Genomic DNA, 24,268 nt, shown 5'->3' on the forward strand with positions numbered 1-24,268 from the left:
CGTCGGTCGGGCTACATCAATTCGGAGATCGGTTCGGGATTGGTGACATACGTTACCGGCCGACCCTCGGGAGTGTGGACGATCTTGTTGGGATCGATTCCCAATTTGCGGTAGACCGTCGAAACGAAGTTCTCGGGGGCGAGGACGCGGTCGACGGCGGAATGCCCCTGCCGATCGGTCGCTCCGATCACTTGGCCACCCGGCGTGCCGCCACCGGCAAACATCACGCTCATCGCGTTGGCCCAGTGATCGCGTCCGCCATCTTTGTTGATCTTCGGTGTGCGGCCAAACTCGCCCAACACGATCACCAACGTTCGCTCCAACATACCGCGCGCTTCCAGATCCTGGATCAACGCGGCGATCGTCTGTTCATGTGGTGGCAGCTTCTTGTCGAACGCACTGAACAGTTGACGGTGATGATCCCAGCCACCTTCGTACAGCGTGATGAACGGGACGCCCGCTTCGACCAAGCGACGCGCCAACAGCGCCCGTTGGCCAAACGAATTGCGGCCGTATTTCGCGCGTGTCTCTTCGGGTTCGCTGTGGATATCGAACGCTTTTTGAGCCTGCGGCGAAGTCATCAACTGCTGACCTTGATCGTAGAACTCATCGACTGCGACCAACGGATCGGCAGCTGCTTCGTCGCGGAACCGCTTGAGTGCATCGATCTGTTGACGGATCGATTGGCGATTGGAGAACTTGGCTTCGGAGAGGCCCTTGGGCAAGGCGACGTCGCGGACTTGGAAGTTGTCCGAATTCGGATTGTCAGGAACTACAAACGGAGCGTACTTCGCACCCAGGAAATTCGGGCCACCACTGCGCGACATGCTGGGCATCGAGAAATAGGCGGGCATGCCGGCAGGAGCTCCCACCTCGGCGGAGACCACCGATCCCATGCTGGGATGGAAGCTGACAAACGCGCCACAGCCGACGGGGATTCGCGGCGGCGAGCCGGTCATCATGTAGTGATTCCCCGCGCCGTGATTTCCTTGGTCGTGTCGGATCGATCGCACGATCGACAAACGGTCGGCAATCTTGGCGGTCGCTTTCATGTGCTGCGAGAATCGAACCCCGGGGATCGCCGTTGGGATCGTACCGAATTCGCCGCGAATCTCGACCGGCGCGTCGGGCTTGGGGTCGAAGGTTTCGTAGTGCGATGGGCCACCGTCTTGCCAGACCAGGATGCAGGCATCGGCTTGATGCTGCTTGATCAACCGCGATGCGTCCGCGGCGCGCAGCGCACCTGAGAGGCCAAGCGAAAAGAATCCGCCCAGGCCAACCTGCAGACAATTGCGTCGCGTCACACCGGAACAATTTTGATAGCGCGTCATTGGTCTAATCCTTGAACATGAACTCGGGGGTATTGAGCAAGGCCCACATCAAATCTTGAATCGCATCGCGGCGAGTTGCCGGATCGGTTTCACCACCTGCAAACAGCGAGACGCCGAACTCGGTTTCGGCTTCGTCGGGCAAACGGCTGTAGGTCGACAGATACAGTTGGCGGACGACCTGTTCTGGCGTCAGATCGCTCTTCGCCAGTTCGGCCGCACGGCCCGAATCGGAAGTGATCTTGGCCTGCATCGTTTTGGAATTCATCAGATGCAAGGTCTGCGTCACCGTCGTCTGTTCCTGTCTTTCGCTGGGTGGATCTTGGTTTGGATCGGGGCGGCCAAAGGCGTCTAAGAACTGCGAGCTGATCCGGTGGGTCCAGATCTCTTTAGCGCTGCTGCCGGCTGGCATGCCGGTGAAGCTGTCTTCGACACCTGTCACTTCGGCGACCGAATCCATCAACACTTCGGCTCGCAATCGTTGGCGATAACGACGCGAGAAATTGCGGGTGTCACCGACGTTTCGCTCGTTCGGCACGCTGTCCAACGAATAGACAGCCGACGAAGCGATCACTCGGATCAGCTCTTGGATGTCGAAGCCCGATTCGCGGAAATGATCGGCCAAGGCGTCCAACAGAGGGCCGTTGGATGGCGGGTTGGTCGCTCGCAAATCGTCGACAGGTTCGACGATTCCACGCCCCATCAGGTCGGCCCAAACACGATTCGCCATCGTTTGAGCGAAGTAGTCGTTTTCGGGGCTGGTGATCCAAGCTGCCATCGCGACGCGAGTGTCTTTGTCGTCGGCACCAACGTCAGCTGTCCCGAACAATGGAGCTGGTTCCAGCGATTCGCCGGTCGTCGGATGTTTGACGGTTCCCTTCTTGGCGGCGTAGACGATCTCTTCGCTTCCAGAAATCGGCGGCGAGACTCCCCTGCCCTTGCGGCCCAAGCCGGCGAAGTAGGAGGCGAAGCTGTAGAAGTCGTGTTGGCTCCACTTCTCAAACGGATGGTGGTGGCACTTTGCGCATTCCAGTCGGATGCCCAGGAACAACTGAGTCGTGATCGTTGTCAATTCGTCGGGCGATCGACGGTCGCGGAACAGCGTCACCGCACCGTTGTGGAACGTGCTTCCTTGGGCGGTCAGCAGTTCCCGAACGAACTGATCCCACGGCATGTTGTTGCGGAAACGCTCGCGGATCCAGAGGTCATAATTCAGCACCGCCTTGATTCCAACGCGGTACGGATTGGGCCGCAGCAGATCGGCCCACTTGTTCGCCCAGTGCTCTGCATATTCGGGCCGCTGCAGCAGATCGTCGATCAGATTCAAACGCTTGGTCGACGAGGGATCGTCCAAAAACGCTGTCGCTTCGTCGGCGGTCGGTAAGCGGCCGATGATGTCGGTGTAAACGCGACGCATGAACTTGGCATCGTCGACCGGTGCCGAGGGAGTGATCCCCAGCGACTGCAGTTTGTTCCAGACGTGATCGTCGATGAAGTTATTGCGCGGCAGGTCGGCATAAAGTTCGTCGGGGACGTCGCCAGCCAACGGGATCGCGACGTTGCAGGTTGCGATCACGTTCATGTATCGGACCATGATCGCCGCTTCGCCCGGCAGCGAACCGGCTCGCACGACGCCGTCGTCGCCAACCGCTACGGTCGCGCTTTCGTTCGATTGATACATCGCCATCGCAGTGACATCTTGCTGGATGCCATTGCTGTAGTGGGCGGTGACAACCAACGGCAGCGATTCGCCTGGCTTCAGGAACTTCTGCGTCGGCGAGACCGTCACCTGGTCCAGGGTCGGTTCTTCAGGCAGATTCCGCGGCATGCCCGATTCGATCCAACGCAGCAGCGTTCGGTATTCGTCGCTATTCTCGTCCATCTTCCTACCGCCGCCATGCGGCAGTTCGCCGGTGGCTTTGAGCAACAGTAGGCTCTCGCGCGGCGAGGTCGGAAAGACGCGGCGGCCGCGGGCATCCCGAGCGATCGCGTTGTAATCGAAATTGGAATCGAAGCCGAGCAACGACAACTGGAAACCGTTTTGGCCGTTCTGTTTGCCGTGGCAAGGACCGGTGCTGCAACCGCGAGCAGCGAGAATCGGCTGGACCTCTAGCTCAAAGCTGACAGGTTGTGCAGCAACATTCTGCACCGTCAGCCACAAGGCAAGGAGCATCCAAAGCGGAAGTGCGTAGGTAGGCATGGGCGGGATGGGGGTAGGAGGGAACGTCTAATTATAGTCGCTCCCGACGGCGACAAGCAAGCAGAATCGGTCACTTCGACTCGCTTGTCGCTTCAGGTGGGGTGGCGCATGTGCACCGGTCGCCCTCTGGCCGGGCGGCCGATGCTTGCGGGATCGCTGCCTGGCGACTACCAGATTTTCACGCGGCGATCGGCCGGAATGAACATCTTGTCGCCTGGTTTAATGTCAAACGCTTTGTAAAACGCATCCATGTTGCTGACGATTCCATTAACTCGGTATCGGCTGGGCGAGTGCGGGTCGACCACTAAACGCCGGCGTAATTCCGGTTCTCGGTAGTGCCGCGGCCATACCTGGGCCCAACCGATGAACAGGCGTTGATCGCCAGTGAGTCCATCGATCACTGGAGCCGGCTTGCCTTTGAGCGACATTTGGTAGGCGGTGTAGGCGACGTTCAGGCCGCCGAGATCGCCGATGTTTTCGCCCAGCGTCAGTTCGCCGTTGACCGACATGTCGGGGAACGGTTTGTATTGGCTGAACTGTTCGACCAGCCCTTGGCTCCGTTTTTCGAACTCGCTGCGGTCGCTTTCGTTCCACCAGTTGCGAAGGTTACCGTCGCCGTCGTACTTGCTTCCCTTGTCGTCAAAGCCGTGGCTCAGTTCGTGCCCGATCACCGATCCGATGCCGCCGTAATTGACAGCGTCGTCGGCTTCCAGATTAAAGAATGGCGGTTGCAGGATCGCCGCAGGAAAAACGATCTCGTTCATGACGGGGTTGTAATAGGCGTTGATCGTCTGCGGTGACATGTGCCATTCGTGCGGATCGATCGGTCCACCCAGCTTGTCGACCTCGCGAGCATGTTCGACTTCGGCAGCTCGCATCACGTTCTCAAACAGTTCGTCCGGCTTGATCTCCAACTTGCTGTAGTCTTTCCATTGGTCGGGGTAACCAATTTTGGTTCTGAACTTCGACAGCTTCTCGTGAGCTTGCAGCTTGGTTGGCGGAGTCATCCATTCCAGTTGATCGATCCGCTTGGCAAACGCAGCTTTCAGATTCTCGACCAGTTCGGTCATCCGTTGCTTGGCTTGAGGCGTGAAGTGCCGGTCGACGTACAGTTTGCCGACCAGTTCGCTCAACGTGCCGCCGGTCGCTTCGACCCCTCGCTTCCACATCGGTTGTTGTTCCCCTACACCGCTGATTACGGTGTCGTGGAAATCGAAGTGGATCTTTTCGATATCAGAACTCAGGACTGGCGCCAGCGAATCGGCGACATGAAACGCCATGTACGCTTGCCATACTTGCAGCGGTTCTTGGTCGAACAGTTCGTTGACAGCTTCGAGGAAGCTCGGCTGCCGCACGACATAGTTTTCGATTCGGTCGACGTCGGTGACTTCGGCGAACTTCTCAAATTGCAGATGCTTCAGCGTCTTGGCCAAGTCGCCGCTGGAGACCTTGTTATAGGTCTTGATCGGATCGCGGTTGGCAACCTTGGTCCACTGAGCTTCCGCCAGCTTGGTTTCCAGAGCGAGGATCTGCGGCGCGGCGGCTTCGGGATCGGGGTAACCGACAGCGGTCAACAGTTTGACGATGTAATCGGGGAACGCTTCGCGAACCCGGACGTACATCGTATCGTCTTCCAAGTAATAATCGCGGTCGGGCAACGTGGTCCCGTGCTGCGAAAAGTAAACGGTGTAGTTAGCCGAATCGCGGGCGTCGGGCGAGACATAATAACCGACAGGTTGGGAGATCCCTTGCCGCGACAATTGAGCCATCAACACGGCCAGCTTGGCTTTGGTGTCGGCTTGCTCGATTTGTTTCAACAGCGGCGCCAGCGGTTTGGCGCCTCGTTTGTTCCGCGTTTCGATATCGATATACGACGTGTAGAAGTCGCCCACCTTTTGAGCGTCCGATCCGGCGGGGCGATCGGTCGCCTCGGCAGCTTCCTGGATCATCGTGCGGACCGCTTCTTGGGTCTGATCGTTGAGCATCGTGAAGACGCCGTAGTTCGATTCGTCTCCGGGCAGCGGATGTTTTTTTAACCAACCCTCGTTGATGTACTCGTAGAAGTCAGCCCCCGCGGTGACGGTGTCGCTGAAATTAGTTGTGTCGATCCCCGACAGCAGTTTGGTCTGGGCGGAGACCGAACGCGTGGTCGATACGGTCGCAAGAGCGAGCGTTAGGAACAGGCAGAGCGTGCGAGTCATGATCCTCATCCGTGTTGGAAAGTTTTACGTTTTACGTTTTCGAAGTTCGGCGGTTGCCGCGAACTTGTAGATTCTACGGCCATTGGAGGGATCGGCCAACATGCAGCCGCAATTGCTTGCATCGCCCGAAGCACCGTTTGTTGAAGACGAGCAAACGAGCGAAGCGTCGTTCGGCCAGCGTCCGCTTCGTAAAGTAAATCCGCGTCGTGGATGCGGTGCTGTCAGTCCTCCCCGAACAAAGCTGAAGGCTCGTTTCTCGACCCTTCCGGCTGCGCCAGGCGGGTGCAGTCGTGGCACGAGCGCCGTACAAAAAGAGGACCTTCACCTCCGTCGTGGTTTGGGGGATTTGCTAGCGAGGTTTGCCCGCGTAAATCGGTTCATATTCGCTAAAATCCGATTCACCCTCAGATCTTTCCTGACTGGCGCCGATCTATCCCAAGGAGAGCCGATCGCCGTTGCGCGGTGCGGTTCGTCGATTTTTGTTTGTGAGGGACTGGGCGGTTGGGTTGAGGTGCATGGGCAGAAGAAGGTTTTTCGCGACCGGAATGCTGATCGCTTGCTGCGCGTTGTTGCTGGTGGGCTGTTCGCGGCGCTGGTATCGCCAACAGGCCGATGAAGACGCCAACTGCTTGATCCAGCAGAAAGGTGGCCATCTGCATGGCGGTAGCGTCTACGTTGCGTCGGATTCGCGGATGTACGATCCGTTTTCGATCGATCGGTCGCCGATGCCCCCGGATGATCCCAAATCACATCAGTACATGCACTGTGTCGATGGAATGCACGGTTGGAAGCATTGGCATCGCAACGGCGATGTTTCGTCGATCGAATCTCCCTATTGGCTCGCGTCGCTCCCCAAAGATGAAACGGGGAACGTCGTCCTGAACCTCCGCGATGCCGTCGGTGTGGCGCGGATCAATTCACGCGACTACCAACAAAACGTCGAGACGCTGTATCGTTCGGCGCTGAACGTCTCGTTCGAACGCTTCCGTTTCGACCATCAATTTTTCTCGGGCACCCGCACGTTTGAAGAGTTCCGGGGAACTGACGTCGGCGCCAGCAGCGTGCTCACCCAGACTAGTTTTGGCAGCGTCCGCAAGCTGAGTGCGACCGGCGGCGAGTTGGTCGTCGGATTTGCCAATTCGTTGGTCTGGGATTTCTGGGGCAGCGACAGCGATCTGTTCACTTCGACGATCGATTTCAGCCTGGTGCAGCCGTTGTTGCGGTATGGCGGTCGCGCTCGCGTCTTGGAACAACTGACGCAAAGCGAACGGAATCTGCTGGCCAACGTGCGGCAGATGCAGCAATATCGGCAGGGCTTTTATGTCGACATCGTCACCGGTCGCAACTCCGGCCCCGGGCCAAGTTTGGCCACCAATGTCGGCCAAGCGGGGCTCGGTCTGATCGCTGGTGTCCCTAGCGGACGGAGCGGCGCAGCCGATGCAGGCGGCTACATGGGGCTGTTGCAGGACCAGCAACAGATCCGGAACCAAGCGACCAACATCACCGCGCTCCGCGACAGTTTGGCACAATTGGAAGCGGCGTTCGAAGCGAATCGAATCAACAGCCGGTTGCAGGTCGATCAAGCTCGCCAGGCGTTGCTGAATGCACAGAGTTCGCTGTTGGCGGCCAAAGCGGCTTACCAGACACGCGTCGACAGCTTCAAAGTCGACCTCGGGTTGCCTCCGACGCTGCCCGTCGAAATTCGCGATGAGCTGTTGGACCGGTTTACTCTGATCGATCCGAAGCTGACTGAGATACAAGACGAACTGGCGGAGATCCTGTTGGAGATCCGTAGCAAGCGGGAGAACCCGACCGAAGAATCGCTGGAAACAGCCCGCGGCAAAATTGTCGCGTTGAACGCTGGCATCGATCCTCAGCTGGAAGCGGCACTCTCCGACCTGGCGTCGCTGGAGAAACATCTGCCCGAGCGTCGCAAGCAGCTGCGGCAGGTCAAAATGCAGATCGACGAACTGCATGCCGATGTCGACAGTCGAGTGTACGACGAACAGGTGCTGATGAAGCGGATCGCGTTCCTCCAAAAACGTTTGCCCACGATCGCCCGCGACTTGAATCAGTTGCGTGAGGAATACACGCAATCCCAGCAGCTGGCATTGCGAGCGGCCGACGGAGACGATCCCGATTCGCCTGCAGAGCCAACGCTGCAGGAACAATGGAAGGCCTTGAACGACCGGGCTGGGCGCTTGTCCGACCTGTTGTTAGAACTGTCGCTGGTGCATGCCGAGACGCGATTGCAGGGGATCACGTTGTTGCCGTTGGAGATTGAGCCATTTGAGGCGCTCAGCTACGCCCGGACCAATCGCTTGGATTGGATGAACGCCCGAGCCAACTTGGTCGACGTGTGGCGGAAGATCGAATTTTTCGCCAACGCGTTGCAGAGCGATCTGGACGTGGTCGTCAATGGCGAATTGGGGACCGATCCGGACAACATCGTCCAGTTCACGCCCGATCGCAGCCGCATCCGGTTTGGCGTTCAGTTCGATACGCCGACAGCTCGGTTGGTCGAACGGAACCAATACCGCGAGGCGTTGTTGAATTACCAGCAAGCCCGCCGGAATTACATGCTGTTTGAAGATCGCGTTTCGTTGAGCTTGCGGAATACGTTGCGGATCGCCGCACTCAGCCGAATCAACTTGGAAGTGCGTCGAACCGCGGTCCAGGTGGCGATCGCGCAGGTCGATATCGCGCGGCTGAAACTGAATCCTCCGCTGCGACCGAATCAACAGAGCACGACTTCACCGACCGCCGCACGCGACTTGGTCTCTGCGTTGTCGGATCTGTTGGACGCGCAAAACGACTTCCTCAATGTGTGGGTCAACTACGAAGTCCTCCGCGTTCTGCTGGACTTTGAAATGGGGACGATGCAATTGGATCCGACGGGTGTTTGGATCGATCCGGGGCCGATCGAAGCCCCTACCGACGCCGCACTGGCCGATGATACGGCGCTGTTGGAAAACGGCGATGTCGCACCGGTCGTCGGTGGACTGCCCGAACGGCTGCCGATGCCAGCGACGGCACCTGCAAATCAAATCAATTCCGCCGAACCGCTTCGTGTTCCGGAGCCTTAGTTGGTGGGGAAGACCGGGTTTGACCGTTGGCCGCCCGACAACGTAAACTGAGCCCTGGACTAGAGTTTGGGGCTCCCAAGTCACTTTTTGTAGAAAGCACAGGCCGCCGGATGAGCAGCATCGGAGAAGGAAACGCGATCGATTATCAAACCGCTCGCGGCCGCGATTATCCCGCGATTCGACAGTTCACCGTCTTCTTGGAGAACCGCGTCGGGCAGCTGTTAGAAGTCGTGCGTCGATTCGAAGGGACCGGTCTGCGAATCGTCGCCCTATCGATCAACGATGCCGCCGAATGCGCGTTTGTGCGATTTGTGGTCAGCCATCCCGAGCGGGCTCGCGAAATCCTGGAACGGGCCGGTTTGTCGATCATCGAAACCGATCTGATCGGCGTTGAATTGCCCGACACGTCGCAACCGTTGCTGCACGTCTGCACGGCGCTGCTGCAAGCCGAAGTGAACATCATCCAAGCGTATCCCTTGATCCCACGCGCCAACCAACGGGCTGCGGTGGCGTTGATGGTCGACAATATCGATCTGGGGATCGAAACGCTGCGAGCGAAGAACTTCCGCACGCTGCAAGAAAGCGACTTGCTGGGCGAAGAGGAATGATCCGTTCGGCGAACGTTTCGCCGGCATGGGATCGCATTCCCTTCGCTTCGATATGACCTAGTCGTTCTGAACGCGATTCAACTTTGCCAGGATCACATCCCCGGCTTAATATCCACCTTCGCAACAAAGTTGTTTGCCGCCACCGACGCCGGCAGGTTCGGGGTGGAACGTGCGGTGGACAGACCAACCGGGACCGTTGCCGCTCCGGTGATATAGAGGTTTCCTTGGCTGTCTGAAAAGCCGCAGCGCTCATAATCAAGTCTGGGGCCGTCAAGCAAGTTGCTGAACTTCGGACCAGCGAAATCGGCCGCGAGCAACGTGACCACGGCGTCTTGGGATCTACCCCCGTCGCGTCTGATGCCGTTGAGTTTGGGCGACCCGGTTCCCGCTGTGCCCGCTGCCATCGCCCTGGACGATATGCTTAGCCACGGTAGGTGTGGCTTTCTTTGTATGCCGCGTGTTGGTTTCACAAAAGCGACGGCGATTATTGCTCCGAAACGGAGGCCCATTGTCGCGTCGCGATCGAGTTCTTCTGCACCGCGATCGACAGCTTTTGGCAACCGAGAAGTTCTGTTTGCGATTGGCGAGCGTTTGAAACGATACTCGGATCCTGCGGCGGCGCCGTGCCTATCATTGGCGCAGCCCGAATCTTCGGACTTCTGACGGCGGTTGCCTTCGCTGTACTGCTTGAAATCGGCCGAGCGTAGCGTTGCGATGAGCTACCTATTGAGTGTTCCCCGGTCTCTCGAACACTTTTCCCGCCACGAGCATAAATCGATGCACACGCCCCCCACCATGCCTCCTGCCGCCCGCCGCGGCGGAATCCGAAAACTGTTACTGTGCGGTTGCTTGCTACCAATGTTGCTGTTGGGGATCGGCGCGGTTGGACTGGCCGGATACGGCTGGTATTTCGTGAGTGGGAAAGTCGCCGAATATACCGAGACCGAAGCTCGCGCGGTTCCAACGGTTGCCTTCGACGAGGTGGAAGCCGAAGAGATCGGCCAGCGAGCTAGCGAGTTTTTTGAGCGAGTTCAAGCGGGAAGTTCCGACGAACAGTTTGTCCTTTCGACGCGCGAGTTGAATGTTCTGTTGAACAGTCAGCCCGGACTGAAGGACTGCGTTTTTGTGACGCTGCAGAACGGCCGATTGCGTGCGGATGTAAGTATCCCAACCGATCGGGTTCCCGGCGGATCGGGGCGTTTCCTCAACGCGTCGGGCGAACTTGAACTGTCGCTCGACGATACGACGCTGTCGTTGAGTCTGATCGATGCAGAGGTCAAAGGAGAGCCGATCGACGAATCGTTGCTGACGCAGTTTCGCGACTTAAAACTGTCGACCGAAGATGTCAATGATCCTCGCTTTGCAGCGTTGTTAGGAATGTTCCAGAAGGTGACGATCCTCGATGATCGGTTGGTTGTTCAACCGCGTTCGACGAACGACGCCATCGCTGCTGCTGACGGGCTACCCGGCAACGAGGTGGCCAACGTCAAGTTCAGCGAGAACAAGGCCACCGCCGCGGCTAAAACCGTCGCTCCCGCTGCTCCTGCAAAAGCTCCTCTCCCCGAAATCCAACTGCCTGGGTTCGGCAAGGTTCGCTACAACGAATTCGCTAAGTAGCTTCGTCCGGTTCCGGCGAGGGCGGTTTGGAACGAGGCGACTTTCGTTTGCCCAAGACCATCAGCCCGACGATCGTCAATGAAACGCCGATCACCATCGATTGAGTGACGCGTTCTTGGAAGATCAGCACGCCGGCGATCGCTGCCATTGCAACTTGGGTTACGTTTATTAGGTTCACCACAACCACCGAAACGACCTGCAACGCGACGGTTAATACGAAAAAGGCGAACAGATTAAACAGCCCCGCGGCTAACATTACCAACCACTGGTCTGCCGTCGTTGCCGCCAATCCCTCCGGCCCGACGCGTGCCAAGGCGATCGTCGATAGCCCGAAGGTGCCGACCACTCCGCTGACGAACATCGTCGTCGCGACTGCCATTCCGCTCAGAAGACTACGGCGGACCATCGTTCCCAGGAATGAAAAGGCGAGCCCCGAGATCGAGACGGCGATCACTCCGCTGGCGATCTGCAGAGGTGTCAGGTCGGCGCGGACCGCGCTGCGACCGCTTCCCAGCGAAAGAATCGCCGTCGCCACGATCAAGACCACGATCGCGATGACCGTCCGCATGGTGACGCGTTCGCCCAGAAAGATGCGTCCGAAGACCGCTCCGCCGATCACCATCGTCCCCAGGCAGATCGGCACCGCCAACGCCAGTCCAACGATGCTCAACGAATACTGGAACGCACAATTGCCGATGAATTGTCCGACGCAACATCCGGCCAGCAGGTAGCCGATCGCGGACCGCTGAGGAGTTAAAACAACGCCGCGGTTCCACAACAGGAACACGCTTGGCGCCATTCCGATCATCGTCGGAAAGGCTTTGGCCGCCGTGACCATGATCGGATCCAGATCGCTTACCTGTCGCAGCGCGATATTAGCCAACGTGTAACCGACAGCGGCCAGCAGACAATAGATCACGCCGACGGTGTAGGAGATCGGAGCGGCAACGGGCTGCGGTGGAATCGCGTTGGCGGCGGCGACGATCGAATCCGGTGGCTCGGGAGACAGCGTTTGAACTTGGTTTGGTGCTCTCACCCCAGCGTCACTTCCGAACAACTCTCTTCGGATTCCCAGATCACGACTTTGCTGGCGTGGGTTCCCGTGTCGCGCAACAGTTCCGGGCAGACGACTTCCAACAGGTAGCGGGCCATGTTTTCGGAGGTCGGATTGTAGGGCAATTCAAAGACGCGGCAGGGTTCGACCATGTGGATCGCCTGCAGCCCGTTGGTGTCTTGATCCCAGAGCACAAAGGCGTGGTCCCAGTTCTCGTCGATCCAGCCTTTGAACTTTCGCTTCAGCACGCCGAAGTCGATGATCCGCCCGACATCGTCTTGGACTTCGCCGGTCACATAAAACTCAGCGACGTAGTTGTGCCCGTGGAAATGGACGCACTTGCCGTCGTGTCCAACCAACCGATGACCTGCACAGAAACGAATACGACGCATCACGGTCAGACCCATAGCGATCACAATCTCCCACGAACCAAAGAACGAAGCACCCCAGCGAAGTTCTATCCTAAGCCGCAGCGTCAGCTTTGGACAAACGGGGGCCACGAAATTTCAATGCGATGCGAGTGCTTGTGCGCGGGAGACCGCCGCAATGGTCCAATGTCGCTTCACCGCGTCCCCATCGGGCCGCGCGTTTTTCTGGGGCGAGCGCTGGACACCCAGTACTGTCGGTCTGCGAGAGTTGCAGCCCAAGTTGTCGGACGCGCGGGGCGTTGCCCACGCGGTTAAACGAGATGGTGAGTGGCCGCGTTGGTTGGATTCGCATTCGTTTAACCGCGTGCCCATCGGGCCGCGCGTTTTTCTGGGGAGAGCGCTGGACACTCAGTACTGTCGGTCTGCGAGAGTTGCAGGCCAGGTTGTCGGACGCGCGGGGCGTTGCCCACGCGGTTAAACGAGATGGTGAGTGGCCGCGTTGGTTGGATTCGCATTCGTTTAACCGCGTGCCCATCGGGCCGCGCGTTTTTCTGGGGCGAGCGCTGGACACCCAGTGCTGTCGGTCTGCGAGAGTTGCAGCCCAAGTTGTCGGACGCGCGGGGCGTTGCCCACGCGGTTAAACGAGATGGTGAGTGGCCGCGTTGGTTGGATTCGCATTCGTTTAACCGCGTGCCCATCGGGCCGCGCGTTTTTCTGGGGCGAGCGCTGGACACTCAGTATCGCCGGTCCACGAGAGTTGCAGGCCAGGTTGTTGGACGCGCGGGGCGTTGCCCACGCGGTTAAACGAGAACGGCGCGTGGCCGCGATGGTTGGATTCGCATTCGTTTAACCGCGTGCCCATCGGGCCGCGCGTTTTTCTGGGGCGAGCGCTGGACACTCAGTACCGTCGGCTGCGAGAGTTGCAGGCCAAGTTGTCGGACGCGCGGGGCGTTGCCCACGCGGTTAAACCAGAACGGCGAGTGGCCGTGTTGGTAAAAATTCGCATTCGTTTAACCGCGTGCCCATCGGGCCGCGCGTTTTTCTGGGGCGAGCGCTGGACACTCAGTACTGTCGGTCTGCGAGAGTTGCAGGCCAAGTTGTCGGACGCGCGGGGCGTTGCCCACGCGGTTAAACGAAATACCGTTCAGTGAAGCGTATTGGACGAGGTTACGAGTCCTTTTGCATTAGACCCAATCGCTGGGACTCGTAACCTCGTCCACTACATCCCGCCGCTAATTCTTTCGACGGTCCGAGGCTCCTTCGTTGAACGGTATTGCGGTTAAACCAGAACGGCGAGTGGCCGCGATGGTTGGTGCGGCCCGGGCTAGGCTAGCACTTGGTGGATCGGTTCGGCTCCCTCGACGCCGACCAGTTTTTGATCCAGTCCCCCGAAGAAGTAGGTCAGGTGGTTGGGATCGAATCCCAGGCGGTCGAGGATCGTGGCGTGCAGATTCTTGACGTGGTAGCGGTTTTCGACAGCGGCGGCTCCCAGTTCGTCGGTCTTGCCGACGCTGACGCCCCCTTTGATCCCGCCGCCGGCCATCCACATCGTGAAGCCGTAGGCATTGTGATCCCGGCCGGTTCCCTTTTCGTATTCGGCGGTCGGTTGGCGGCCGAACTCGCCACCCCAGACGACCAGCGTCGAATCGAGCATCCCGCGCTGCTTGAGGTCCTTCAGCAGTGCGGCGATCGGTTTATCGGTCTCCGCCGCGTGCAGGTTGTGGTTGACGGCGATGTCGTTGTGAGCATCCCAGTTGTCGTCGTTGTGCGCGCCGCCGCTGTAGATTTGCACGCAGCGGACGCCCCGTTCGACAAGCCGCCGCGCCATCAGACACTGCTTGCCAAAGGTCTTCGATTTTTCATCGTTCATCCCATAATCGTCGATCGTGCGGGCGTCTTCCTTCGAGAGGTCGACCGCATCGGGGGCGGCGGCTTGCATTTGATAAGCCAGTTCGTAACTGCTGATCCTTGCCGCCAGATCGGTGTTTTCGATCCGCGCCGCCTGGTGCTGTTCGTTGTACTTCCGCATCGCATCCAACAGATCGCGTTGCAACGCGTCGGTCATGCCAGCTTGCGGTTTCAGGTTTAAGATCGGCGATCCGTTGCTCTTCATCACCGTCGCTTGGTAGTGAGCCGGCATAAAACCGCTGCTCCAGTTCTTCGCGCCGCTGATCGGTCCGCCTCGCGGGTCCAACATGACGACAAACCCGGGCAGGTTTTGGTTGACGGTTCCCAGGCCGTAATTGACCCACGATCCCAGGCAGGGGCTGCCGCTGAGGATCCGGCCGCTGTTCATCTGCAGCATCGCCGAACCGTGGATCGGCGAATCGGCGGTCATCGAGTGGATGAACGCGATGTCATCGACGCAGGTTCCCAAGTTGGGAAACAGATCGCTGACCCATTTGCCACACTCGCCGTACTGCTTGAAGTCCCAGCGCGGTTCGACGATCCGGCCTTTGTTCTTATGCCCGCCGCGACCAAACGTTTTGACTTCGATCGACTTGTTGTCCATCCCCTTCATCGCCGGTTTGTAATCAAACGTATCGATGTGGCTGGGGCCGCCATACATGTACAGGAAGATCACCGACTTGGCTTTCGCAGGCAGCGGCGGTTGCTTGGGGGCGAGCGGATTTTCCCAAGCGGTCTTGCCATCGGCAGCGACCGTTTGCGTTCCCAGGAACGAGTCGCCAAGCATCGTGGCCAGAGCGGTTCCGGTGAAGCCGCAGCCCATTTCCCATAGAGCTTGACGGCGAGTGCGACGGCAGAATTCGTTGTTGGTTGTCATCGGATAGAGCCTGTTAGCAGGAGGGGCGTGAAAGTGGATTCCGCGTCGGGCAACACCTTGCAGTCGGTCGTGTGCCTCGCGGGTTTCTCGTCAGCTGTCAAACGCTTGTCAGTCCAGATAGATAAACTCGTTCAAATTCAAGGCGACCAAACAGAACAGTTCCAAGCCGCGGCGTTGGTCGACCTGGTGTTCGGATCGCAGACGTTGCATCAGTTCGACGCCCCAGGCGATCTCTTGTTCGCTGGCGTCGCGTTGCAGCACGCGTCGCAGCGCCGCCGCGACGCGATCGGCAGCGTCTCCCGCAGGAGCTTCACGCTCTGCCAGATCGGCCAAGTCGGACGATTGTTGCACCAAATAGTCGCTGTTAAACATTCCCAACGCTTGCGTCGGTTGGATCGTTGCAAAACGGACGGGGCAGGTGAAATCGGTATCGGCGGCGTCGAAGTTCATCAGCAACGGAACGCCGAGGGAGCGTTTGATGTGAATGTAAACGCTGCGTCGGGCGCGTTCGGCGTCGCTGCTTTTGCCCCAACCGGCTCCCGGTCGCGACTGGCCCGCCAGGACCTCCGCTTCGATGATCGGGTAGATGCTGGGACCTCCCTTGCTGAGGTTCAGTTTGCCGGTCGCGGCAAGCATCGAGTCGCGGATCTCTTCGGCGCTCAACCGTCGCGATTCGAATCGCCAGAAGAAGTCGTTGGTCGGATCGGCGGCAACCGCTTCGTCGCGACTGTCCGATGACATCCGGTAGGCACTGCTGGTGACAAGCATCCGGTGCAGCGGTTTCAGATGCCAATCGGCGCGGATCAATTCGCTGGCCAGATAGTCGAGCAGCAACGGATGTGTCGGTGGAGCCCCTTGGAAACCGAAGTCGTTGGGGGTGCGAACGATCCCGCGGCCGAAGTGGTATTGCCACAACCGGTTGGCCAGCACGCGAGCGGTCATCGGATTGCTTTCGCTGACCAACCAATCGGCCAGCACGATTCGGCGTCCCGAGGTTTCAGGATTCGGACTGGCAGGAATCTCGGGCGTTTGGCCACCCAAGATTTCGGGGAAGCCCGGTTCTACCGGATCGGCCGGCGCGTGCGGATTGCCGCGCGTCAGCACAAACGTTGGGCGAGCTTGCGAACCGATCTCGGTCACGCACAACGCCATCCCCACCTCGGCTGGTTTGTTCCGCTCGATTTCGGTCAACCGTTTTCGAGCGGCGACGTATTGGTCGTATTTCGCTTGGTCGATCAGCTTGCCGACCCGCTTGCCCACGATCGCTTCGCGGTTCATTTGGTAAGCGAAGTCCTCGTGCTCGACAGGTTGGAAGTCGGGCTGGACCTGTTTCTCGATCTCGCGAATCGTCTTTTCCAGCTCGCGACGCTCGTTCTCGTAACGCTTCTTCGCCTCGGTATATTGACGCTCCTGACTGGGCGGAACCATCGGACGCAGCGAGTTCTGGCGGACCGAATCGCCGCTGCGAACGCCCAGCCGATTCAGACCGGAGAAGAAGGAGAGCATCCGGTAATAATCGGCGTGCGGGATCGGATCGATCTTGTGTTCGTGGCAGCGAGCGCAATGGACGGTCAGTCCCAGGAAGACCTGGCTGGTCGTCCCGACGATGTCATCCATGTCGTCGTAAAACGCAAGCTCTTTGTCGGCTGGTTCGTCATCCCAAATCCCAAGCCGATGGTAACCGGTCGCGACCAACCGCTCCGGTTTAAATTCCATCTCGTCGCCGGCGATCTGTTCGCGAGTAAAATCGTCGAACGGTTTGTCGGCGTTCAGCGAATCGATCACATAATCGCGGAAACGCCAGACCTCGGGTTTGGCGTCGTCCCGTTCGTAGCTGTTCGTCTCGGCGTAGCGAACCAGATCCATCCAGTGCCGCCCCCATCGCTCGCCGTATTCGGGCGAAGCGAGCAAGTTGTCAACGATCTTCTGATAAGCGAGGTCGCTCGGGTCGGCTTCGAATTCTTGGATCGCTTCGATGCTTGGCGGCAGTCCGGTCAGGTCGTAATAGACGCGGCGCAGCAGACCGCGCGGCGAGATCTCGCCGTTGGGCTGCAGTCCATTTTCAGCTAAACGATTCAAGATGAAGCGATCGGTCGGCGTCCGGGCCCAGCCCGCGTCATCGGTCGCTGGAACCGGCGGATTTTGGATCGGTTGGAAGGACCAAAACTTGCGGTCCTCGTCGGTGACGCGCGAGCCGGGAGATTCGTGAACCGGGGCGTCGTCGTCGCCGATCATGTCAGCTGGATAGGGCGACCCCATCGCAACCCAGCGGGCGAGTAATTCGATCGTCTCATCGGGCAACTTGCCCGACGGCGGCATCTCGTACGATTCGAAGCGGACCGCTTCGAGCAGGATGCTCTGCTCGGGAGAATCCATGTCGATCCCCGAACCGCTGTCGCCGCCGCGTACCAGAGCCGATCGCGAATCGAGTTTCAGGCCACCTTTTTCCTTATCGCCGCTGTGACACTTGAAGCAATGTTCCTTAAGGACGGGCAGGATCGATTCATTAAAGAAGGCGACATGTTGGGCATCGGGAGCTGCAGCGTCGTCGGCTAGCAGTCCAGTCGGCGTGACAACCAGTCGTAGAGCGATGACGTAAAAACACAGTCTGTTCATGATATGCTCGGTTTTCGCAAAGCGGTGGGCATGTCAGCGTTGACGCTGTGGCACAGGGAGGGTGTTCGGCATTATAGTGCGCCGGCGATGAATTTAAAAGTTTCTTGCTCGAGAATCGGGATCGAATTCGCGCCGAGAGTCGCTCGCAATCGCGGCCCACCGGTGGAGGGCGGCTGATCTTGCTTGGTCTTCATTATACGAGCGATCTGCGGGGGCGGTGAATGATTGCATTGCGGGGGTGCCCGTGACGCGGCGGTGGACTAGAATCGGCACTTCCCAAGATTTGCAACGCTGCGATTTTGCAGCGATTCGCCTCTCCTACCCTCTCCTTCCGAGATCCTGCACAACGGAGTTCGTGTCACGATGAGCACTGCCGCCCCCACGTCCCAGTCGAACATGACGACGCGATTGTCGATCATGATGTTCCTCCAGTTTTTCGCCTGGGGTGCCTGGTTTGCAACGCTGGCCCTGGCTTTGGGGAGTAACGGATTGGCGGAATTCACCGGCGGTGCTTACGAAAGTGCTCCGATCGCGGCGATCTTCGCTCCCTTATTCCTGGGGCTGATCGCTGACCGATTCTTCGCTTCCGAAAGAGTGATGGGAGTCCTGCTGCTGATCGGCGGCGGAATCATGTGCATGCTCCCCTCGATCGCCGCCGATGGGGATGGCACGTTGATGGTCCGCTTGATGATCGCTTATATGTGTTGCTACATGCCGACGCTGGGGCTCAGCAACACGATCGCCTTCACTCACATTCCCGACCAAAACCATTTTCCTAAGATTCGTGTCTGGGGAACGATCGGTTGGATCGTCGCTGGGCTGACGCTTGGATTCGCGGGATGGTCCGATTCGTTGAACATCTTCTGGTTGGGAGCGATCAGCAGCATTTTGCTAGGTCTGTACAGCTTCACCCTGCCCCACACGCCACCGCCCGCGAAGGACACGCCGTTGGACTTCCGATCGCTGTTGATGCTGGATGCCTTCGGGATGATGAAGAGTCCTGGGTTCCTTGTGTTTGCGATCTGTTCGATGCTGATCTGCATCCCGTTGGGTTATTATTACGGTCAGACCTCCGCTTACCTGGGCGCCGCCGGCTTTACTGAACCGGGTTCGACGATGACGCTGGGACAGATGTCGGAGATCTTCTTTATGATCTTGATCCCGTTCTTCTTCCGTAAGTTGGGCGTCAAGTTGATGCTGATGATCGGTATGGCCAGCTGGGTGCTGCGTTATCTGTTGTTCGCGATGGGAGCTCCCGATCAAGTCACCTGGATGTTGCTGTTGGGCGTTGCTCTGCACGGTATCTGTTACGACTTCTTCTTCGTGACAGGATTCATGTACACCGATAACAAAGCGCCACGCGAGATCCGCGGCCAGGCGCAAAGCTTGCTCGTTTTCCTGACGCAGGGATTGGGGCTGTTCTTCGGTTTCCGCTTTGCGTTTGGCGCCAACTTCCCCTTCACCAACATTCCGTTGCCAACGCGGATCGGTGAATATGGAGCCGCACCGGGGCCGGAGCTTGCCGAACAGATCTCCGCGCTTCGCGCCGACGCGGCGACGCCAACCTTCCTGGAAAGCCTGATGAACATGTTTAACAAGGGCTATCCGGAGGGATTGGACACGGCAGCCTATGTCGTTCCAGCGATGCAGGATTGGAAAAACTATTGGATCTTTCCGGCGATTTTGGCCTCGGCTGTCTTCGTGTTGTTTACCGTAGGCTTCTGGGATCGGATGACCCCCGCAGCCGAAGAGGAAGCGACGACGGAAGAGGCGTAATTCCGTCGCTGGCCGCGCGACACCCCACTGCTATTCTGGAGATCGATGACGATGTTGAATCGAGCGAACCTATTCTGTCTGGCTGTCAGTTTCACTCTGGCCAGCCTTGGCGGTCTGCGAGCCGACGACGCGAAGCCGGCGGCGGCGCGTTCGATCAACGTCTTACTGGTCACTGGCGGTTGTTGCCACGATTACGACTTCCAAGCCAAAGCGATCCAATTGGCTGCGGCCGATCGGGGGCTGAAGGTTCAGTGGACGGTGGTCAACGACGGCGGCACCGGCACGACGGCAGAGATCGATCTCTATAAAAACGTCGATTGGTCGCAGGGCTTCGACGTGGTGATTCACAACGAATGTTTCGCCAACACGACCGATCCCGATTACATCCGCAGCATCACCGACCCGCACAAAGCGGGAGTCAACGCGGTGGTGATCCATTGTGCAATGCACACCTACCGGGCGGCCGATGTCGACGACTGGCGGGAGTTCCTGGGAGTGACCAGCCGCAAGCACGAACACAAAAGCAACTACCCGGTCAAGGTCGTTAAGCCTGACCATCCGATCATGGCTGGTTTTCCCAGCGATTACAAAAGCGAGACCGACGAGCTGTATGTGATCGAAAAGATTTGGCCGGGGACGACGATCCTCGCCACATCGACAAGCGAAAAGACGGGCAAGGAGCACGGCGTTTATTGGACTAACCAATACGGCAAGGCCCGCGTCTTCGGGACCACCTACGGCCATTCCAACGAGACCTTTGGCGATCCCGTTTTTCTAGACACGTTGATCAAAGGTCTCGCTTGGGCCGCTGGTCAGTAGAGCCAACGATGGCTCGACCGCTACGAGCGCGTTTGACAGCTTGCTCGACGCACGGGGTGGCTTAGGCTTAGAAGAGCCGCACTTCAGCCATCAGGGAGAGGCCCTGATAGATCGGGCATTCGCCGGTGTTGGTTGCCGTTGTGACCGGGCCGGATCGGTCCGTTCCCAGGATTTGATCGTCGGCGGTCGCAAGGTTTGTCAGCGCCAAAAATTGGTAGCTGGCGCGAATTGAGAGCCAGTCGGTAATCGCGACGGCGGCGGTCAGTTGTGCCTCGCCCGCAAACGCAGCAACGTCATCCCTGTCGGTCGCCGATTCGTTAAGACTACCGAGGAAAGGGCCGGTGCCGATTGCTCTGTAGCTGGTCTTTGCGTGATTGTTGAAGATGCCAGCTTTGACCAGCCCCTCCAACCGGAAACGGCCAAATTCATACAGCAGGCTGTCGAGCCCAAGCTGGAATCCGGTCAGCTGATTGTCGGCTCGGAATGTGACATCGGTGGTGTCGACAAATCCATAGGGAACGACAAATCCATTGAGCTGCTCGCGATGTCGGATGTGGCGAATGCCATAGAGCAGTTGGATGTCTTCGTGGAACGACCATCGGCCGCCTACTTCCACATTGGACATTCCCGATGTGTAGTTGACATCTGCGGTTGAGGTAGCTCCGAAGATACCAACGCCTCCTGGCGTAACGGGAAATCCTATACCGCCAATGCCTTCGCGAGTTGTCTTGAAATCGAAGTCGTTAATCTCAAAATAGCGAACTTCGACAGCATGTTTTTCGTTCAGGTGTCCCAGGAGTGAAAGTTCCCAGCCAGCACTACTGCCTAGGTTTAGCTCGCTTCGGTCCAAGACGCTTTTGACGGGATTGTCGCGAAGAATCATTCCTTCGCGATCGTCGTGCCGGTCCAGCCCGATCGCTCCGCTACGCACCTCAAGCGACTCAAAAAACGGAAACGCTGCTTGTAGCGAATTCGTCCCTAGGCAAAAGCCAACAACGACGGTCGCGAATAAGTAACTTTTCAGCTTCATCTAAACTTTCCTGAATTTCGATCGCGCTTGCCCCACCGTCGCCTCTACAAAGGAGGGTTCGGTTTTCATTCAACAAGGGACGGCGGAAACTCAAAAGCGTTGATACGGTCGGTCGCAGCCGCCCACCGCAAACCAATCGTTCCGACACGGGGAGGTGCATGCGGAAATTAGTCGTTGGTGTGCGGTAGTGACTCACTTCGGTTGGAGATGGACCGAATACGGAGAGCATGTGGAATGTCTGGATACGACGTATTGAGGAAGCTTTGCGGGATTTGCGTGGCAGTGTGCGGTCCCCGTTGTGCAGGTGAGGCATGTAATGTGTGAAAGGGAGGTGGAGCGGCTTGCAGCAGCCAGCAGGATGAACCGGTCAGGGAAGACGATCGGTTTGTTTCGGCTTCAGACGCTTGCGAAAAAGGCCTTGCTGCCAAAAGCTTGGCAGCAAGGCTCTCGAGAGTTTTGTTCCCCTTCAACTTATGGAAGCAGGACGCTGTCGATCACGTGGATGACTCCATTGCTGGTCACGATGTCGGTGGCGATGACCTTCGATTGATCGATCATCACGGTGTTGCCTTCGACGGTCACCGAGACCTCTTTGCCGTTGACTGTCTTCGCGGATTTCACGCCCACCACGTCGGCTGCCATCACCTTGCCGGGGACGACATGGTAGGTCAGGATCGCTGTTAGTTTGGCTTTGTTCTCGGGCTTCAGCAGGTCGGCGATGGTGCCTTGTGGCAGTTTCGCGAACGCTTCATCGTTGGGAGCAAAGACGGTGAATGGCCCGTCCCCTTTTAATGTTTCGACCAGCCCGGCTGCTTTCACTGCGGCGACTAGTGTCGAGAACTTCTTCGCGGAGACGGCTGTGTCGACGATATCTTTTGTATCGGTTGCTGCAGCCGCCGGTGCGGCGACTGGTGTATGAGCGACGAGCCGCTGGGCGGGGCCGACGTGAATCACGGTTCCCGAGCAGACGACCTGTTGTTTGCGGCAGTTGTCTCCGGCGTAGGTCATCGTGGTCATTGCAATCATGGTTGCACAGGCGATCAAAGTTTTCATAGTTCATTCTCCAGAACGTGCGATTTTTAACAGTGTGTGGACGGTAGGGTTTGCAGCTGCTGTCTATCTCTCGTTGTAGAAGCTTGCGGTTAGATGACCACGAAAACATTTCTTGTTTTCGACGGAAGCGTCGACTGCAGCCGTCAGGACGAACCCGTGTTCCATTTAGAGGTATCAGCCAGTACGCATTTGCTTCCGGTTGCCAGGAGAGCCGGATGCTATCGCGTGGCGGCTGATTTGTGTGGGCACAAAAACTGTTTCGCCCCGGGGCTTCGAGCAGCCTCGTCTACGTGCCTCGGCTGCCGGGACGGATTACAATTGCAGCCCGGCGAGTTCTGGTCGCTGCTAAAACAAATCTGTGGGATGCCCGCTGCACTGGGGCGAACCACTGAACTCTGGAGTTTCCCGATGATGTCAAAGTGGCGCCGCAATGCGACTCTGTCGCCTCTCGCCTCGATCCCGCTCTGTCTATTGATGTTCCTTCACGGGGCAACGATCTGCGTCGGGCAGCAGCAGGATTTGGCTGCGTTCAGCAAAATCGGGCCCGAAGGGGCCGGGCACGCCGACGCGATCGCAGCGGCGAAGCGGTTGAGCCAGTTGGGCCCGGACCGCTTGATCGACGTGTTGGCCGCGATCGAATCGGCGACGCCGTTGGGGCGGAATTGGTTGCGCGTGATCGCCGCCGATATCGCTGACAACGGTCAGGTGCCGGTGCAGCCGTTGGCAGCGTTTATCAAAAACACCGATGGATCGCGCGATGCACGCTACGTCGCCTTCCGACTATTAAAGGATGCCGACCCCGATCTCGCCGACTCGCTGGTCGACGGGATGTTAAACGATCCGAGTCTGCAGTTGCGTTACGAAGCTGTCGCCAAAGTCCTGGAAGCGGCCGAGGCAGCGGAAGGAGACGCGCGCGTCGCACTCTATCAACAGGCATTGGAATCGGCTCGCTATCCAGGGCAGCTGACCGAGATCGCCAAGTCGCTCCGCGAGGCGGGGCATCCGGTCGACCTCGCCGCTCACATGGGCTTCATCAAACAGTGGCAACTGGTGGCGCCATTCGACAACACCGACGGCGTCGGCTTTGCCGCCGTTTACGCTCCCGAAAAGGAATACCTCGAAAGTCCGCAGCACACCGTTTCGCAAACCTCTTATGCGGGCAAGCTGGACAAGGTCAGCTGGCAATCGCACGCGACCGATGATGAGCTAGGGATGGTCGATCTGAATCCGATCTTCAAAAACGAAAAGGCGGCTGTCTGTTACGGCTATTTCGAAATCGAATCCCCCGCCGATCAACCGGCTCAGCTGCGTCTTGGCAGCATCGTGGCAAACAAGATCTGGGTGAACGGCGAATTGGCAACAGCCAACGAGGTCTATCACGCGCGGACGGGAGTCGATCAGTACATCGCCGACGTGCAGCTGCGAAAAGGGCAGAACACCGTCTTGGTCAAGATTTGCCAAAACGCTCAAACCCAGTCGTGGGCTCAGGTCTGGGAGTTCCAGTTGCGGATCACCGATCCCAACGGCAACCCGCTGCATTTCGAACGCTAAGCGACGCGTGCACCCCCGTAGTGGATCTTGTTAAAGATCCCTTTGCACACACCCTGTTCCGTAGTGGATCTTGTTAAAGATCCTTTTGCACGCACCCTATTCCGTAGTGGATCTTATGAAAGATCCTCGCCCCGACGTTTTTAATGCTCGAAGGATCTTTAACAAGATCCACTTCA

The 24,268-nt window shown here is 58.3% G+C and carries 17 protein-coding genes; 7 read left to right on the top strand and 10 right to left on the bottom strand.

All coding sequences use genetic code 11. The annotated features are described in order from the left end of the window. Window positions 1-11: 11 nt before the first annotated feature. The 3 genes from CA51_RS03145 to CA51_RS03155 all read right to left on the bottom strand — a co-directional run bounded on the left by CA51_RS03145 (window position 12) and on the right by CA51_RS03155 (window position 5,729). The gene (locus CA51_RS03145) at window positions 12-1,331 is read right to left on the bottom strand and encodes a DUF1501 domain-containing protein (RefSeq protein ID WP_145117709.1); all 1,320 of its coding nucleotides are present in this window, start codon (window positions 1,329-1,331) and stop codon (window positions 12-14) included. A 4-nt stretch (window positions 1,332-1,335) separates the two neighbouring features. Continuing rightward, window positions 1,336-3,528, bottom strand: coding sequence for a DUF1549 domain-containing protein (locus CA51_RS03150; protein WP_145117711.1), 2,193 nt, complete (start codon window positions 3,526-3,528; stop codon window positions 1,336-1,338). 167 nt (window positions 3,529-3,695) lie between these two features. Beyond that, the gene (locus CA51_RS03155) at window positions 3,696-5,729 is read right to left on the bottom strand and encodes a M13 family metallopeptidase (protein WP_197451554.1); all 2,034 of its coding nucleotides are present in this window, start codon (window positions 5,727-5,729) and stop codon (window positions 3,696-3,698) included. A gap of 100 nt (window positions 5,730-5,829) precedes the next feature. Between CA51_RS03155 and CA51_RS25620 the strand changes: the two genes are divergently transcribed. The 3 genes from CA51_RS25620 to CA51_RS03165 all read left to right on the top strand — a co-directional run bounded on the left by CA51_RS25620 (window position 5,830) and on the right by CA51_RS03165 (window position 9,423). Beyond that, on the top strand, window positions 5,830-6,345 hold the full coding sequence (locus tag CA51_RS25620) for a hypothetical protein (RefSeq protein ID WP_197451555.1): 516 nt from the start codon (window positions 5,830-5,832) through the stop codon (window positions 6,343-6,345). After that, window positions 6,275-8,815, top strand: a complete 2,541-nt coding sequence (locus CA51_RS03160; RefSeq protein ID WP_197451556.1) for a TolC family protein — start codon at window positions 6,275-6,277, stop codon at window positions 8,813-8,815. The genes CA51_RS25620 and CA51_RS03160 overlap by 71 nt, the downstream gene beginning before the upstream one ends. A gap of 110 nt (window positions 8,816-8,925) precedes the next feature. Further along, window positions 8,926-9,423, top strand: coding sequence for an acetolactate synthase (locus CA51_RS03165; RefSeq protein WP_145117716.1), 498 nt, complete (start codon window positions 8,926-8,928; stop codon window positions 9,421-9,423). Between the two features lie 92 nt (window positions 9,424-9,515). Here the strand turns inward: CA51_RS03165 and CA51_RS03170 are convergent, their stop codons facing one another. Continuing rightward, complete coding sequence (locus CA51_RS03170) at window positions 9,516-9,749, bottom strand: hypothetical protein (RefSeq protein WP_145117718.1); 234 nt, start codon at window positions 9,747-9,749, stop codon at window positions 9,516-9,518. A 451-nt stretch (window positions 9,750-10,200) separates the two neighbouring features. Between CA51_RS03170 and CA51_RS03175 the strand changes: the two genes are divergently transcribed. Next, window positions 10,201-11,040 (top strand): hypothetical protein, encoded by an 840-nt coding sequence (locus CA51_RS03175; protein WP_145117720.1) that lies wholly within the window; start codon window positions 10,201-10,203, stop codon window positions 11,038-11,040. On the opposite strand, the gene CA51_RS03180 is transcribed toward CA51_RS03175, so the two are convergent. From CA51_RS03180 to CA51_RS03195, 4 genes are all read right to left on the bottom strand, one after another. Next, the gene (locus CA51_RS03180; RefSeq protein ID WP_145117722.1) at window positions 11,033-12,076 is read right to left on the bottom strand and encodes a DMT family transporter; all 1,044 of its coding nucleotides are present in this window, start codon (window positions 12,074-12,076) and stop codon (window positions 11,033-11,035) included. The genes CA51_RS03175 and CA51_RS03180 overlap by 8 nt on opposite strands. Further along, on the bottom strand, window positions 12,073-12,486 hold the full coding sequence (locus tag CA51_RS03185; protein ID WP_145117724.1) for a 6-pyruvoyl trahydropterin synthase family protein: 414 nt from the start codon (window positions 12,484-12,486) through the stop codon (window positions 12,073-12,075). Before CA51_RS03185 ends, CA51_RS03180 begins: the two co-directional genes overlap by 4 nt. A gap of 1,300 nt (window positions 12,487-13,786) precedes the next feature. Then, entirely contained in the window at window positions 13,787-15,247 is a 1,461-nt protein-coding gene (locus CA51_RS03190; protein ID WP_145117726.1) for a DUF1501 domain-containing protein, read from the bottom strand. Between the two features lie 108 nt (window positions 15,248-15,355). Then, window positions 15,356-17,863, bottom strand: a complete 2,508-nt coding sequence (locus CA51_RS03195; protein ID WP_145117728.1) for a PSD1 and planctomycete cytochrome C domain-containing protein — start codon at window positions 17,861-17,863, stop codon at window positions 15,356-15,358. A gap of 363 nt (window positions 17,864-18,226) precedes the next feature. Here CA51_RS03195 and CA51_RS03200 point away from each other — a divergent pair, with 363 nt between their 5' ends. Then, window positions 18,227-19,639 (top strand): MFS transporter, encoded by a 1,413-nt coding sequence (locus CA51_RS03200; protein WP_145117730.1) that lies wholly within the window; start codon window positions 18,227-18,229, stop codon window positions 19,637-19,639. Window positions 19,640-19,690: 51 nt separating this feature from the next. After that, window positions 19,691-20,458, top strand: a complete 768-nt coding sequence (locus CA51_RS03205; protein ID WP_145117732.1) for a ThuA domain-containing protein — start codon at window positions 19,691-19,693, stop codon at window positions 20,456-20,458. A 67-nt stretch (window positions 20,459-20,525) separates the two neighbouring features. Here the strand turns inward: CA51_RS03205 and CA51_RS03210 are convergent, their stop codons facing one another. Both CA51_RS03210 and CA51_RS03215 read right to left on the bottom strand, forming a co-directional pair. Beyond that, complete coding sequence (locus tag CA51_RS03210; protein ID WP_145117744.1) at window positions 20,526-21,488, bottom strand: hypothetical protein; 963 nt, start codon at window positions 21,486-21,488, stop codon at window positions 20,526-20,528. Between the two features lie 471 nt (window positions 21,489-21,959). After that, entirely contained in the window at window positions 21,960-22,541 is a 582-nt protein-coding gene (locus CA51_RS03215) for a fasciclin domain-containing protein (protein ID WP_231745969.1), read from the bottom strand. A gap of 408 nt (window positions 22,542-22,949) precedes the next feature. Between CA51_RS03215 and CA51_RS03220 the strand changes: the two genes are divergently transcribed. Further along, on the top strand, window positions 22,950-24,092 hold the full coding sequence (locus CA51_RS03220) for a hypothetical protein (RefSeq protein ID WP_145117746.1): 1,143 nt from the start codon (window positions 22,950-22,952) through the stop codon (window positions 24,090-24,092). Window positions 24,093-24,268 lie beyond the last annotated feature (176 nt).

Source organism: Rosistilla oblonga (assembly GCF_007751715.1).
GTDB classification, from domain to species: domain Bacteria; phylum Planctomycetota; class Planctomycetia; order Pirellulales; family Pirellulaceae; genus Rosistilla; species Rosistilla oblonga.

Coding starts and splice junctions, on each gene's coding strand:
- CA51_RS03160 (WP_197451556.1), top strand. CDS start 6,275: ATGCTGATCGCTTGCTGCGCGTTGTTGCTGGTGGGCTGTTCGCGGCGC.
- CA51_RS03185 (WP_145117724.1), bottom strand. CDS start 12,486: ATGCGTCGTATTCGTTTCTGTGCAGGTCATCGGTTGGTTGGACACGAC.
- CA51_RS03210 (WP_145117744.1), bottom strand. CDS start 21,488: ATGAAGCTGAAAAGTTACTTATTCGCGACCGTCGTTGTTGGCTTTTGC.
- CA51_RS25620 (WP_197451555.1), top strand. CDS start 5,830: ATGCAGCCGCAATTGCTTGCATCGCCCGAAGCACCGTTTGTTGAAGAC.
- CA51_RS03200 (WP_145117730.1), top strand. CDS start 18,227: ATGAGCACTGCCGCCCCCACGTCCCAGTCGAACATGACGACGCGATTG.
- CA51_RS03215 (WP_231745969.1), bottom strand. CDS start 22,541: ATGAAAACTTTGATCGCCTGTGCAACCATGATTGCAATGACCACGATG.
- CA51_RS03155 (WP_197451554.1), bottom strand. CDS start 5,729: ATGACTCGCACGCTCTGCCTGTTCCTAACGCTCGCTCTTGCGACCGTA.
- CA51_RS03190 (WP_145117726.1), bottom strand. CDS start 15,247: ATGACAACCAACAACGAATTCTGCCGTCGCACTCGCCGTCAAGCTCTA.
- CA51_RS03205 (WP_145117732.1), top strand. CDS start 19,691: ATGTTGAATCGAGCGAACCTATTCTGTCTGGCTGTCAGTTTCACTCTG.
- CA51_RS03150 (WP_145117711.1), bottom strand. CDS start 3,528: ATGCCTACCTACGCACTTCCGCTTTGGATGCTCCTTGCCTTGTGGCTG.
- CA51_RS03195 (WP_145117728.1), bottom strand. CDS start 17,863: ATGAACAGACTGTGTTTTTACGTCATCGCTCTACGACTGGTTGTCACG.
- CA51_RS03145 (WP_145117709.1), bottom strand. CDS start 1,331: ATGACGCGCTATCAAAATTGTTCCGGTGTGACGCGACGCAATTGTCTG.
- CA51_RS03220 (WP_145117746.1), top strand. CDS start 22,950: ATGATGTCAAAGTGGCGCCGCAATGCGACTCTGTCGCCTCTCGCCTCG.
- CA51_RS03175 (WP_145117720.1), top strand. CDS start 10,201: ATGCACACGCCCCCCACCATGCCTCCTGCCGCCCGCCGCGGCGGAATC.
- CA51_RS03165 (WP_145117716.1), top strand. CDS start 8,926: ATGAGCAGCATCGGAGAAGGAAACGCGATCGATTATCAAACCGCTCGC.